The organism is Deinococcus aquiradiocola (assembly GCF_014646915.1).
In the GTDB taxonomy this organism is placed as follows: domain Bacteria; phylum Deinococcota; class Deinococci; order Deinococcales; family Deinococcaceae; genus Deinococcus; species Deinococcus aquiradiocola.
In genome coordinates this window covers 284,216-297,324 of record NZ_BMOE01000002.1, presented here as the reverse complement: position 1 = coordinate 297,324, position 13,109 = coordinate 284,216, and the positions used below count along the sequence as shown (strand labels likewise).

The following is a 13,109-nucleotide window of genomic DNA, read 5'->3' as shown; positions in this document are numbered from 1 at the left end:
TTCAGCGCGAGGAGGGTGGGGACGCCGGGGCGCTTCAGCCCTCCCCGGGGGTGAGGACGATCTTGCCGAAGGTGTGGCCGCGTTCCAGTTCGCGGTACGCGTCCTGAACCTGTTCGAGCGGGAACGTGCGGGCGATCGGCACTTCCAGCTGTCCGGCCGCGATCAGGCCGGCGAGTTCCGCCAGCACCTCGGTGCGCCCGCCGACCGCGTTGCCTTCGGTCTTGACCCCGTACTCCTGGGCGGCGGCGAAGTCGATGATGGTGTCGATGCGCTGCGTGGGGACGCCCAGGTCCACGGCGAGTTTCACGTAGCCCTGACCGCGCGTGTCGATGAACGCGTCCACCGGCCCTCCAGCTGTGGCCTGCAGCCGCTCCAGGAGGCCGTCGCCGTACGGCACGGGTTCCGCGCCGTGCGCGGTGAGCCATTCGGCCCGCGCCGGACTGGCGATGCCCAGCACCCGCGCGCCCCTGAGGCGGGCCAGCTGCACGGCGATCGTGCCCACGCCGCCGCTGGCCCCGGAGATCACGACCGTGTCGCCGTCCTGCACGTCCACGGCGTTCACGGCGGCGTACGCGGTCGTTCCGGCGACGAACAGGGCACCTGCGGCCTCCCACGGCACGCCTGCCGGTCTGGGCGTCACCTGGTCGTGCGGCACGACCACGAACTCCGCGTGGCTGGCGCGGTCGTGCGTGAAGCCGATCACCTCCGCGCCTGCCTGCAGGTGGGAGACGCCCTCGCCGACCATCTCGATCACGCCGGCGAAATCGCTGCCCTGGCCGGAGGGGAAGCTGGACGGCCAGGTGTCCTTGAAGACGCCCTTGCGGATGGACGCCTCACCAGGGTTGATTCCGGCGGCCTTGACCCGCACGACGACCTGACCTGCCGCCGGGGTCGGCTGCGGGACCTGCTCGATCTTCAGGACCTCCGGACCGCCGTACTCGTGGAGCCTCACTGCTTGTGGCATCAGAACCCTCCTGGGGTGGGGCTCCGGGTGAATGAACCGGTGCCCTTCATGCCTCTGAATCTAGATCGCCGGACTTCCGGCCGGAAGATCAAAGTCCGCCCGGAACCGTCCAATTTCCGCTTCCCTGCTGCCGGATCTGCCGGGGCGTCTGACCGGTCTGGACGCGGATCCAGCGGCTGAACTGCGAGGCCGAGGCGAAGTTCAGCTCCTCGGCCACCTGCTCCACCGGCTGTGCAGTGAGGGCCAGTCGCCGCCGCGCTTCGGTGAGGAGCTGTTCCTGCAGCCACGCGCTGGGCGTCTGCCCGGTGGCGCGCCGCACCGCGCGCGTCAGGTGATCGGGTGAGACGTGCAGCAGCTCGGCGTACGCGGCGACGGGCAGCCGCTCCAGGGCGCGCTGACCGGCGTGCAGGCGGAACAGGCGTGACAGGCGCAGGTCGCTGCTGGCGGCCGGGACCGGCAGGGCCTGCGCCGGGGCCAGCGTCGCCGCCTCGGCCAGGATGACGTGCAGGTAACCGAGGAGCACGCCCTCCTGATGCCTGGGCAGCACCCTCCAGGATTGACGGCCGGACGGCACGCTGAGCTGCCGGTACCGCTGCCGGCACAGGTCGAACAGGCGGTCGAGGGTGGCGGCGTTCTGTGCTGCCGCGAGCATGGCGGTCCCCCCGGGCCGGAAGAGCGGCAGGTCGTGGAGCAGCGCCACGTCCAGCAGCCCGTCCTGGGCGCGGCCCGCCGTGAAGATGTCGGCCTCGAAGCCGAGCAGCGTCGCGCGGCTGGCGTCGTCTGCCGCGCTCCAGCGGTACACCTGCCCCGGCGATAGGCAGATCAGGGCGGGGGCACGCACCTCGAAGCGTTCACCGTCGCAGTGCAGCGTGGCTTCACCGCCGCTCAGCCACAGCAGCGCGTGAAAGCCGCACCGCCAGATCCGGCCGAGCTCGGCGTTCCGGATGACGTACGACGCGGCGAAGAGCCGCGCCCCGCCCTGCAGGACCGTCTTCGGGACGAGTTCGGACGTGGGGGACGCGACGTGGGTCATCGTGCACAGTCTGCCCAGGTCGTCCGGCGCTGTCTACGCCGTGCCCGCCCGCGCGGGAGGGCGGGCACGGGCGGGACCTGCCCCGTCCCGCCACGCCGGTTTCTGAAGGTCTGACGGGCGTGTCTTCACCCGGGGCGGTGGAGGCCGTGCCTAGAGTGGGGCCATCATGACCTCCGTGTCCCGCTGCTGCCGCTTCGTCCTGCCGGGAGTGCCGTGCGGCTCCTGATGGTGGAGGACGACCCGCGCATCGCCCGGCCGACGGCGCGGGCGCTGGAGGACGCGGGGCACGTCGTCGTCACCCAGTCGTGCGGGCAGGGGGGGCTGGCGGCGGCCCGTTCGGGCGAGTACGACGCGGTGCTGCTGGACGTGCTGCTGCCCGGTCTGGACGGCTTTCAGGTCGCGCGGACCCTGCGTGCCGAGGGGGTGGACGCGCCGATCATCTTCGTGTCCGCCCGCGGCGCCCTGAAGGACCGGGTCGCGGGGCTCGACCTGGGGGGGGACGCGTATCTCAGCAAGCCGTTTGAACTGCCGGAACTGCTGGCGACCCTGCGGGCCGTGGTGCGCCGCGCGCAGGGCGCCGCGAACGACATGCTGGCCTTCGCCGCCGGGCGCGGCGGGCTCGATATGCGCGGGCGTCAGGTGACGTGGGATCAGGTGCCGGTCGGGTTCACGGCGCGGGAGTACGCGCTGCTGGAGACGCTGGTCGCGGCGCGCGGGCGGTGGTTCACGCGGGAGGAGCTGCTGTCGCGGGTGTGGGGGCCGAGCTTCGACGGGGCGTCACGGGTGGTCGACGTGTACGTGAGTTACCTGCGCCGGAAGCTCTCGCCGGACGCACTGGAAAGCTCGCGCGGCCTGGGGTACCGGGCGCCGTGATGACGATCCGGTCGCGTCTGGCGACGGGCGTGGCCCTGCTGACGCTGCTGGTGGTGCTGGTCGTGTCGGGCGTGCAGTACGCTGCGCTGCGGTCATTCCTGACGGTGGGGGAACGCGAACGGCTCAGCATGCTGCTCCCGCAGCTCGAAGGGCGGCTGGACCGGCCGGACGCTTCACGGTCGTCCGTGCTTTCCGGCCTGCCACGCACGGTGGACGTGCGCGTGCTGCGGGCCGGATCGGTGTACGCGCAGACGCCGGACTTCCCGCCGCTGCCTGCCACCCTGCCGCCGGGATTCAGGCACGCGGCCGGGCACGAGGTGCTGGTGGGAACGGCCGTGGTGGAGGGGCAGCCGGGCTTCGTTCAGCTGGCGAGCGACGCGCTCGGGACCGTCAATCCCCTGCGGTCGTACCTGCAGTCGCTGACGGTGGTTGCGCCGGTGTCGGTGGGCCTGGCGTGGCTGCTGAGCTATCTGCTGGCGGGCCTGCTGCTGGCGCCGCTGCGGCGGCTGGAGCGTTCGGCGGAGGCGGTCGGCCGGGACGGCGAGTGGCGCCGGGCCCTGCCGGGCGCGGGGCGCCGCGACGAGCTCGGTCGGCTGGCGGGCGTGCTGCAGCGCGTCTTCACGCAGATCGCGGACCTGCGTGAACGCGAGGCGCTGTTCACGCAGGCGGCCGCGCACGACCTGCGTTCGCCGCTCACGGCCGTCAAGGCGAGACTGCAGGGCGCGCTGGTGGGGCCGCGCGGCGAGGCGGACCTGCGGGACGACATCACGGAGGCGCTGGTGGACGTGGAACGCGTGCGTCGCCTGAGCGAGCACCTGCTGCTGCTGGCGCAGGGGGAGCACGAGGTGCAGTGGCAGGCGGTCGACCTCTCGGACCTCGCGGGCCGCGGGGTGGACCGCGCGCGGGAGGCGTGGCCGGACGTGCAGCTGGACTTCGGGACGCGCGGGAACGTCACCGTGAAGGGCGACGCGACGCTGCTCGCGCAGCTGGTGGAGAACCTGCTGGAGAACGCCATGCAGTACGGGCAGGGCGCGCCGGTGCTCGTGTCCGTGACGGGCGCGGAGGACGGCGTGACGCTGCAGGTCCGCGACGCCGGGCCCGGCGTGCCCGTGCACGCGCTGCCGCACCTGCGCCAGCCGTTCTACCGTCTCGACCCGGCGCGGCGCGGCCCGAGGACCGGTCTGGGGCTCGCGATCGTGGAACGGATCGCCGTCACGCACCGCGCCGTCCTCACGCTGCGCAGCGAGGGTGGGCTGGACGTTCAGGTCACGTTCCCGCCTGCGGGTGCGTCCGGCTCCTGACCCGCCCCCGCCTTCCGGTGTGAAGGTCCTCCGTCCGGCCGCGCCGGATCGTCCGGGTGTCAGGGGCCGCCGGGCGTGCTGCACGCCCTGGAGCCGCGGCGCGCGTCGGCCCGGCCAATTGGGTGTTCCTTCACTCACCCGGCTTTCTTACGCCCGTCTTACACGGCGGCGCTGTCCTGAGGTGCAGGCCCACCCACCCCCCAGCCCTCACCGACGAAAGGCGGTCCACCATGGCACCACGCAAACGCTCCACCCCGCTGTCCCTCGACCCCACGCCCGCACGGATCGACGATCAGAGCAAGGCCGAGGACCTCAGCGTCAACACGGTCCAGCCGGGCGCCACCCTCACCGACAACCTCGGCCACGGCGTCACCGACGACAACAACTCCCTGCGCGGCGGAGAGCGCGGCCCGACGCTCCTCGAAGACTTCCTGCTGCGCGAGAAGATCAGCCACTTCGACCACGAACGCATTCCCGAACGCGTGGTGCACGCCCGCGGCGCCGGAGCGCACGGGTACTTCGTGCTGGAGAAGTCGCTCGCCGAGTACACGTACGCCCGCGTCCTCACCGAGGTCGGCGTGAATACGCCGCTCTTCACGCGGTTTTCCACCGTCGCCGGATCGCGCGGCGCGGCCGACACCGCCCGGGACGTGCGCGGCTTCGCCGTGAAGATGTACACCAGCGAAGGCAACTGGGACATCGTCGGGAACAACATCCCCGTGTTCTTCATTCAGGACGCCATCAAGTTCCCGGACCTGATCCATTCCGTCAAGCCTGAACCGCACAACGAGATCCCGCAGGGCGCGAGCGCGCACGACACCTTCTACGACTTCATCTCGCTGACGCCCGAGAGCATGCACATGCTGATGTGGGTGCACTCCGACCGGGCCATTCCCCGCTCCTTCGACATGATGGACGGCTTCGGCATCCACACCTTCCGCCTCATCAACAAGGCCGGTGACGTGCACCTCGTGAAGTTCCACTTCAAGGCGGTGCTCGGCGCGCACTCGCTGGTGTGGGACGAGGCGCAGAAGATCGCAGGCAAGGACAGCGACTTCCACCGCCGCAACATGTGGGAGACCATCGACGCGGGCGGCACCCTCGAATGGGAGTTCGGCGTGCAGGTCTTCACGGAAGCGCAGGCCGCGAAATGGGACTTCGACGTGATCGACCCCACCAAGCTCGTCCCGGAGGACCTCGTGCCGGTGCAGCGCGTCGGCCGGATGGTCCTGAACCGCAACCCCGACAACTACTTCGCGGAGACGGAACAGGTCGCGTTCATGCCGACCAACATCGTGCCCGGCATCGACTTCTCGAACGACCCCCTGCTGCAGGGCCGACTCTTCTCGTACCTCGACACGCAGCTCTCGCGTCTCGGCAGCCCCAACTGGGTGGAACTGCCGATCAACCGCCCGCTCGCCCCGGTCCACAACAACCAGCGGGACGGCCACATGCGGCAGACCATCAACACGGGCCGCGTCTCGTACTTCCCCAACACGCTCGGCGGCGCTCAGGAAGCCAAGGCCGGCGTGAACGGCTACGTCAGCTACCCGGAACGGCTGAGCGGCGTGAAGCAGCGGGCGCGCGCCAAGTCCTTCGCCGACCATTACGGTCAGGCGCGCCTCTTCTGGAACTCGGTGACGCCCGTCGAACGTGAGCACATCACGAAGTCCCTCGCGTTCGAGCTGAGCAACTGCACGGTCCGCGACATCCGCGTCCGGATGCTCGATCAGCTCGAACAGATCCACCCGGTGCTGGCGTCGCAGGTGGCTGTCGTGATCGGCGAGGCGCCCCGCAGCAAGAACGCCGTCATGCCCGGCGCCGGTCAGGACAGCGCCGCTGAGGTCGCGCTGCTCGGCACGGCCACGGCCCGCACCACCGCCTCCGGGAAACTGCAGAAGGCGTCGGGCCTCAGCCAGCTGGAGAACCAGCCGATGAGCCCGAAAGGCCGCATGGTCGCGGTGCTCGTCGCGCCCGGCACGGACGCCGCGCAGGTCGCCTCGCTCACGGCGGCCCTCACGGCAGCCGGCGCGAAGGGCGTCATCGTCGGCCCGCACCTCGGGACGATCGCGCCCGGCATCGAGGCCACGAAGACCTTCGGGAACACCGACCCCGTCCTGTACGACGCCGTGATGGTCCCCGGCGGGGAAGGCGGCGCCCGCGCCCTGATGGCCCGCCCGGAGGCGCAGACCTTCGTGACCGAAGCGTACCGGCACGCCAAACCCATCGGCGCGCTCGGCGAAGGTGCCGAGATCCTCACGGCGTCCCCGGTGGGCCGCCTGCTGCGCAGCCTCGCCGGCACGAAAGACGGAACGGCGCCCGCGCAGGGCGTGCAGAACCTCTCGGAGGTCGGCGCGATGAGCCTCACGGCCGGCGCAGCCGAGACGCTCGCCACGCACGGCATCCTGATCGGCCAGGCGGACGCGGACAGGACGGTCAAGGCGTTCGTGCAGGCCCTCGCCGCCCACCGCTACTGGGGCCGCCCGCAGGTCTGATCCGCCGCGCTTCCCGGAGGGAAATCACGTGAACGGGAGGGAGCGCGTGCTCCCTTCCCGGACCGGCCGCCCTGCCTCTGGGCCAGCGGGCCTCCCACCACCCTATTTCCGAACAGAGAGGAACGATGACAGAACATCACCCCAGCACCAGCCGCCGCACCCTACTTCGCTACCTCACCGGCGGCGTCGCCGTCGCCGGGTTCGACCAGGCCTTCGGTCAGCGCGCCACGCTCCCCTCGCCCGGCACGTCCGAGAGCCCTGCGCAGGTGCTGAACATGGCCGCCACCGCAGAGGCGCTCGCCGTGACCTTCTACCACCACGCGCTGAGCGGCGCGACGTTCGGCATGAACGGCGACACCCGCGCGCACCTGCACGCCATGCTCGCCGCGGAACAGGCGCACCTCGACCTGCTCGGCACGCTCGGCGGACGCCCCCTCACGCAGAGGTTCTCCCTGCCGGTCGCCGTCCGAACCGACGCGGCCGCCTTCGCGGAGACCGGACTGCACCTGGAGCGCGTCCTGACCGGCGCGTACCTCGCTGCGGCGCACCAGCTGGCCGGGGCCGGTCATGCCACCCTGGCCGCCACGGCCGCGCAACTCGGCGCGAGCGAAGCGCAGCACCTCACGCTCCTCTCGCACCTTGCGGGCTACGGTCCCGGTGAGCTCACCCTGCCCGCCGCGCCGCTGCGTCTCATCACCGACGCCCCGCCGGTCCTCGCGCCGTTCGTCGGCGCCGTGACGGCCGGACGCGTCCGCGCGGACCTGCCCAGTGCCGAGCAGGTCATGGCCTTCACCGGTCCGCGCGCCCGCCCTGCGGTATCTTCCTTCGTGGACGCTCACCGCCCGGCAGGGCAGGGCTGAACGTTCCAACGGAGGACCTATCATGGACGACGACGCCATCCTCGCCCTCCTGCAGTCCGCCTTCACGCACGTCCGAGCCGGTGACACGGACGCGCTGCGCGGCCTGCTCGACATGGGCGTTCCCCCCACCATCCGCAACGAAAAAGGCGACACCCTGGTCATGCTCGCCAGTTACCACGGGTTCCTCGACACGACCCGCCTGCTGCTCGAACGCGGCGCCGACCCGGACGTCGGCAACGACCAGGGCCAGACGCCCCTGCAGGGCGCGGCATTCAAAGGCAACCGCGAGATGCTCGACCTGCTGCTGCAGCACGGCGCGCACGTCGAGGGCCGGGGCGCGAACGGCCGCACCGCCCTGATGCTCGCCGCGATGTTCGACCGCACCGACCTCCTGCAGGCCCTGCTGGAGCGCGGCGCGGACCCGCATGCGCGTGACGCGTCCGGCGCCACGGCCCTCGACGCCGCGAAAGCGATGGGGGCGGCCAACGCTGCCCGTCAGCTCGAAGCCCTGAGCGCCACGCCCCCTGGAGCGTAGTCCCGGTCCCCGGACACGACGACAACGGCCCCACGGTCTGACGGAACAGTTTCCGAAGACCGTGGGGCCGACAGCCGTCACGCCTGCAGTCGGCCGTCGACGATGTGGACCACCCGGTCGCAGAGGTCCAGCACGCGCTCGTCGTGGGTGACCATCACGGCGGCCCGGCCGCACTCGTGAACCTGCCGGGCGATCAGCTCGACCACCTCGCGGCCCCGGACGCTGTCCAGGCTGGCGGTCGGCTCGTCGGCCAGGATGAGCTGCGGGTCGTTCATCAGGGCGCGGGCCACCGCAACGCGCTGGCGCTGCCCGCCGCTCAGGGCGTCCGGGGAGTGCCGGGCCCGCTCCGAAAGGCCCAGCAGCTTCAGCAGGCCCTCCGCCTTCCGCCGGGCGTCCCGGCCGTCTTCTCCGGCCAGGTGCGGCACCAGGGTCAGCTGCTCCTGCACCGTCAGGTACGGGATGAGGTTGCTGCTCTGCAGCACGAAGCCGAGGTGCTTCAACCGGAAGGCGGGGAGGGCCGATGCGGGGAGCGCCGTGAGGTCCTGACCGCCAATCGTGACGCGTCCGGCGCTGGGCCGCAGCAGGGCCCCGGCGATGGAGAGGAAGGTGCTCTTGCCGCTGCCGGAAGGGCCGCTCACGGCCACGAGTTCCCCGGGACGAACGTCCAGCGTGGCCGGGTGCAGGGCGGTGAACGTGCCGTCACCGTCGCCGTAGGTTCGGCTGACGCCCTGCAGGGAGAGGACCGGGCGGACGGGGAGTGGGGTGGACGGCGAACGGTGCGGGGTGAGGGTCATGGTGTGCTCCTGCATGGGGGGAGGGAAGGACGAACCTGAACCGGGCGGGCCGGACGGAGGTCAGGCGACGGTCCCGATGGCGATCAGCGGATCGACCCGGGCGACGGTGCGCAGGCTCAGCAGGCTGCTCAGGGCGGCCACCAGGGTCAGCAGCGCGGAGGCGGCGAGCAGCGTCAGCGGCGTCAGGGCGAAGGGAATCCCGGCGGGCAGCACGCGGACGATCCCGGCCGTGACGAGGGCGGCCGTCAGGACCGCGGTGACGGTCAGGAGCAGCATCTGCGTGACGAGGCTGCCCGCCAGCGTCCTAGTGCTCGCCCCGATGGCCTTGAGCAGCCCGAACTGCGCGGTTTTCTGGATGGTCAGCACGTAGAAGAACACGGCCATCACGAAGGCGGCGACGATCACCAGGAACACCTGGATCATGGTGAGGCTGCCCTGCTCCTCCCGGTAGCCGGGGAGCAGCTGAAGGGTCCGGGCGCGGGTGTACACGCTGAGGCCCTTCAGGGTGCCGGCGGTGCCTGCGACCTGGGCGTCCGTCCGGAGGGCGACGGCGCTGACGCTGTCCCGGCTGCGGGGGTTGAGGGCCTGCCAGCGGGCGAGCGTCACGAAGACGACCGGCTGGTGGTTGAGCCGGGCCGAGCGGGTGAAGCCCGTGACCCTGAGCGTCTCCCCGCCGGGCCTGAGGGTCAGCGTGTCTCCGAGCTTCACGCCGTCCTTCTGCAGGGAGAGGTCCACCACGGCCCCCGGGGCGCCGGGAGTCAGGGGCTGACCGGTCGTGACGGCCGGGGCCAGGAAGCTGGTGGGGTCCACGCCGAGGAGGACGCCGCTGAGCTGCCGCTCTCCGCCGCTGAAGCTGACGAAGCTCTGGGCGAGGGGCGTGGCGGCGTTCCCGGCGACGGCGGTGATCCGCTGCACGTCGGCCGGCGTGAGGAAGGACCGAGTGAATACCCCTTCGGCGTCGCGGGTGGTGACGAAGTGGCTGGCCGGGGTTTCGAGCAGGAGGGCGGCATTGTCGCGCGCCAGGCCGCGGGTCAGGCCGGTCAGCATGAAGACCATGAAGGCGATCAGGGCGACGATGCCGCCGATCAGGAGGGACCGGAAGGGGGAATGCTGAAGTTCGCGCAGGGCGAGGAACATGGGGGACTCCTTGAGATGAGAGATGTGGACTGTACGTCCGTTCTGACTAGTCATGTTTGACTATTCCTGCATTGACTCTACGCCCCTGCTGGCACACTAGTCAAGGCTGGACTAATCTGTGTGCATGGCTTCAGACCCGAACACCCTGCTGCTGCTCGGCCTCCTCAAAGGCCAGCGCCAGCACGGCTACCAGCTCAACGAATTCATCGAACGCAACCTCGGACGCTTCACCACCCTCAAGAAAGCCACCGCCTACGCCGCGCTCGACCGCCTCGAAAAGAACGGCCTGATCGAAGCGACCACCGAACAGTCCGGCAACCGCCCGGCCCGGCGCGTGTACGGCCTGACCGAGACCGGCGAAACGCAGTTCCTCGACCTGCTGCGCGCCCACCTCGCCCGGCCCGAACCCGTCGCCTTCTACGGCGACCTGGGCATGATGTTCCTCAACCAGCTCCCCAGACCGGAAGTGCTCGACCTGCTCAACGAACGCGCCACGCAGATCGACGACCAGATCTCTGGCCTGCAGCGCGTCCCCACCCACGAAGGCACCCTCGGCCAGGGCCTCTTCGGCGTCGACCTCGCCGTCTCCCGCCAGCTGGCCCTGCTGCGCGCCGACCGGGCCTGGCTGACGCAGACCCTCGACCGGCTCCGCCAGCCCCAACCCTGAACACGAACCCGGACGGGCGGCCCGCGTCTCCCTGGCTCAGGAGACGGCCAGGGCCGCCCGGACCGCCATCCGGTCGCAGAAGACCTGCACGACGTGCGGATCGAACTGCCGGCCCGCCTGCGCCTGCAGCTCCCTGAGCGCCTCCGCCGGCGCCCAGCCGACCTTGTACGGGCGGACGCTCGTGAGGGCGTCGTACGCGTCCACCACACTGAAGATCCGGGCGAGTCGCGGGATCGCCTGCCCCGCCAGACCGAGCGGGTACCCGCGCCCGTCCCAGCGTTCGTGATGGTGCCGGATCACGTCCACCGAATCCTGCGGCAGGCCCGGCACGCGGCGCGCGAAGGTCGCCCCGAGATCCGGGTGACGCCTCATCTGCACCCACTCGTCCTCACTGAGCGGCCCGGACTTCAGCAGCAGCGCGTCCGGGACGCTCAGCTTGCCGATGTCGTGCAGGGCCGCCCCGGCATGCAGCGCCCGGACCTCCTCGTCCGACAGCCCCAGGGCCGCGCCAAGCTCGGCCGCGAGCGCCACCACCCGTTCCGTGTGCCCGCTCGTTTCGAGGTCACGCGCTTCCAGCGCGAGCCCCGCCAGGAACAGCGCCCCGTCCTTCGCCTGCCGCAGCGTGGCGTGCTGCGCCTCGCTCGCCGCGGCCTGCTCGGCCCGCTCAGCCACGTCGAGCAGCGCGGCCGTCACGAGGTCCGGCTGCCGGATGTGCCCGCTGCGCCACGCGAGGCCCAGCACGTGCCCGTCCCCGCACGGCACGGTCAGCAGTTCCAGCGCCTCCGGATGACCCAGCACCCCGGCCGCGAGGACCGTGTACCCGAGCGGAGACGGCCGCAGGGCCGCGCGGTCCACCGTGCGTCCGTCAGTGCAGGTGACGTGCGCCGGACCGATCAGCAGGCCCGTCTCGGCCGCGAACCCCTCCTGAATGAGCCGCAGTCCGACCTGAAGGATCTCGTCGTGCTGCGTGCAGCGCCGCAGCCGCTCGCTGAGCTGCAGATGAACGCGCAGGGCGTCACGTTCCTCCCGCAGCCGCTGGAACTGCCCGGCACGCCGCGCGCTGTTCACCACCGCGAGCAGCATCGTCAGGAGGGCCGTGCAGCCCTGCACCCACGACGCGCTGCCCGGGGCGCCCAGGGCCGGGCCCGCGTAGCCGTCGAGGTTGAGGTGCGCGCGGACCTCGCCGTCCAGCACGAGCGGCACGTGCAGCGAGCAGCGCATCTCCGGCAGCCGACCGAACCGTTCCAGCCGGGCGTAGTGCGGGAGGTGCCCGAGCGTGCGCTTCATCCAGCCGACGTGCGCCTGCACCTCCTCCTCCTCCAGCAGCCGGGCGCGACCGTCACGCCAGTCCTGATCGCTCAGGCCGTACCACGCGCGTTCTGCGTACAGCGGCAACTCCAGGCCGAGCAGGTCCGGCGCGTACCCGTGCTGCGCCCGGATCACGAAATGCTCACCGTCCCGCACGGCGAGCGTCGCGCCTTCGATGCTGGGCGCGGTCCGGATAAGCGCCTCGAGCACCGGGGGCCACACCTGGTCATGCGCGGTCGCGGACTGCGTGACGAGCAGCGTCGCATGCTCCAGCACCGCCTGCAGGTCCGGCGGCAGCGTCGAGAGCGGCAGGGTCGCGTCCCGCGCGAGACCGCCGCGCGCCTCGCTCCGCACGGCCCAGTCCTTCGCGCGCGTCATACCGGTCCGGGAAGCGCCGCGAGCAGCAGGCGCGTCAACATGTCCGCACTCTGCGCGTGCAGGGCCTCCAGGAACGCGCCCGCGTCCGTGAGGACCGGCGCGGACCAGCCGCAGCGGGCGTACGCCCACGCACCCGCCAGCGCCACCGTCCGGGTCGCCGGATCCCAGAAGGGCCGCAGGGCCGCCAGGGTCCGCATGACGTCCACCGCGAACCCGGTCGTCTCCGTGAGCGCTGCCTCGCCCGGCAGGCCGGGAAGCCGCGCTTCCAGGCCGCGGACCGCCCGGAACTGCCCGGCCAGCCGCGCTTCGAGCTGCGGCAGCAACTCCTCGTGCGGCACGCCCATCACCCCGTGGTACGTCACGTCCGCCGTCCGGTACCCGCTGCCCTGGTCGCCCGGCTCGCTGCGCTCCCGCCACTCCAGCAGCAGCGGCACGCTCAGCACGTCCGGCGGGTTCACGAGCACCTGCACGCCCAGGTCCATGAACGCCCGGTCGCGCCGGAGCATCTCGGGCCGCAGCCGAGGCAGCCCGGCCTGCCACCCCCCCTCGGCGGGCTGATCGAGCGTCAACAGGCCCTCCAGGGTCTTCAGACGGTCCGTGGCGCGGACCTCCACCGGCCGCCGGCGCAGCGGAAGGCCCAGCGCGGCCCGCTGCAGTTCGGCATGAACAGCGGAACGCTCAGCGGTGAGGGTCATGGCGGTGGAGGAGAGCAGGACCTGCAGGACGGATGGACGCGAACACGACGGGGATTCAAGCACCGCCGT

At 71.6% G+C, this 13,109-nt stretch carries 12 protein-coding genes; 6 read left to right on the top strand and 6 right to left on the bottom strand.

Annotated features, from left to right (window positions below; genetic code table 11):
- Positions 1-34 precede the first annotated feature (34 nt).
- Complete coding sequence (locus IEY33_RS05170) at positions 35-964, bottom strand: NADP-dependent oxidoreductase (RefSeq protein WP_188961198.1); 930 nt, start codon at positions 962-964, stop codon at positions 35-37.
- Between the two features lie 88 nt (positions 965-1,052).
- Positions 1,053-1,997, bottom strand: a complete 945-nt coding sequence (locus IEY33_RS05165; RefSeq protein WP_188961197.1) for an AraC family transcriptional regulator — start codon at positions 1,995-1,997, stop codon at positions 1,053-1,055.
- 213 nt (positions 1,998-2,210) lie between these two features.
- Here IEY33_RS05165 and IEY33_RS05160 point away from each other — a divergent pair, with 213 nt between their 5' ends.
- From IEY33_RS05160 to IEY33_RS05140, 5 genes are all read left to right on the top strand, one after another.
- Entirely contained in the window at positions 2,211-2,870 is a 660-nt protein-coding gene (locus IEY33_RS05160; protein WP_188961196.1) for a response regulator transcription factor, read from the top strand.
- Positions 2,870-4,171: a sensor histidine kinase gene (locus IEY33_RS05155; protein ID WP_188961195.1), complete on the top strand. Its 1,302-nt coding sequence runs from the start codon at positions 2,870-2,872 to the stop codon at positions 4,169-4,171. The genes IEY33_RS05160 and IEY33_RS05155 overlap by 1 nt, the downstream gene beginning before the upstream one ends.
- 230 nt (positions 4,172-4,401) lie before the next feature.
- Positions 4,402-6,666 carry a catalase gene (locus IEY33_RS05150; protein WP_188961194.1) on the top strand — a complete coding sequence of 755 codons (2,265 nt, stop codon included), beginning with the start codon at positions 4,402-4,404 and terminating at the stop codon, positions 6,664-6,666.
- A 125-nt stretch (positions 6,667-6,791) separates the two neighbouring features.
- Positions 6,792-7,526, top strand: coding sequence for a ferritin-like domain-containing protein (locus IEY33_RS05145; protein WP_188961193.1), 735 nt, complete (start codon positions 6,792-6,794; stop codon positions 7,524-7,526).
- Between the two features lie 22 nt (positions 7,527-7,548).
- Positions 7,549-8,061, top strand: a complete 513-nt coding sequence (locus IEY33_RS05140; protein WP_188961192.1) for an ankyrin repeat domain-containing protein — start codon at positions 7,549-7,551, stop codon at positions 8,059-8,061.
- A gap of 77 nt (positions 8,062-8,138) precedes the next feature.
- Here IEY33_RS05140 and IEY33_RS05135 read toward each other — a convergent pair whose 3' ends face one another.
- Both IEY33_RS05135 and IEY33_RS05130 read right to left on the bottom strand, forming a co-directional pair.
- Positions 8,139-8,855, bottom strand: a complete 717-nt coding sequence (locus tag IEY33_RS05135) for an ABC transporter ATP-binding protein (protein WP_188961191.1) — start codon at positions 8,853-8,855, stop codon at positions 8,139-8,141.
- A gap of 60 nt (positions 8,856-8,915) precedes the next feature.
- Entirely contained in the window at positions 8,916-9,992 is a 1,077-nt protein-coding gene (locus tag IEY33_RS05130; RefSeq protein ID WP_188961190.1) for an ABC transporter permease, read from the bottom strand.
- A gap of 124 nt (positions 9,993-10,116) precedes the next feature.
- Between IEY33_RS05130 and IEY33_RS05125 the strand changes: the two genes are divergently transcribed.
- The gene (locus IEY33_RS05125; RefSeq protein WP_188961189.1) at positions 10,117-10,659 is read left to right on the top strand and encodes a PadR family transcriptional regulator; all 543 of its coding nucleotides are present in this window, start codon (positions 10,117-10,119) and stop codon (positions 10,657-10,659) included.
- 36 nt (positions 10,660-10,695) lie between these two features.
- Here IEY33_RS05125 and IEY33_RS05120 read toward each other — a convergent pair whose 3' ends face one another.
- Both IEY33_RS05120 and IEY33_RS05115 read right to left on the bottom strand, forming a co-directional pair.
- Positions 10,696-12,345, bottom strand: coding sequence for an HD-GYP domain-containing protein (locus IEY33_RS05120; RefSeq protein WP_188961188.1), 1,650 nt, complete (start codon positions 12,343-12,345; stop codon positions 10,696-10,698).
- The gene (locus IEY33_RS05115) at positions 12,342-13,040 is read right to left on the bottom strand and encodes a hypothetical protein (RefSeq protein ID WP_188961187.1); all 699 of its coding nucleotides are present in this window, start codon (positions 13,038-13,040) and stop codon (positions 12,342-12,344) included. The genes IEY33_RS05120 and IEY33_RS05115 overlap by 4 nt, the downstream gene beginning before the upstream one ends.
- Positions 13,041-13,109 lie beyond the last annotated feature (69 nt).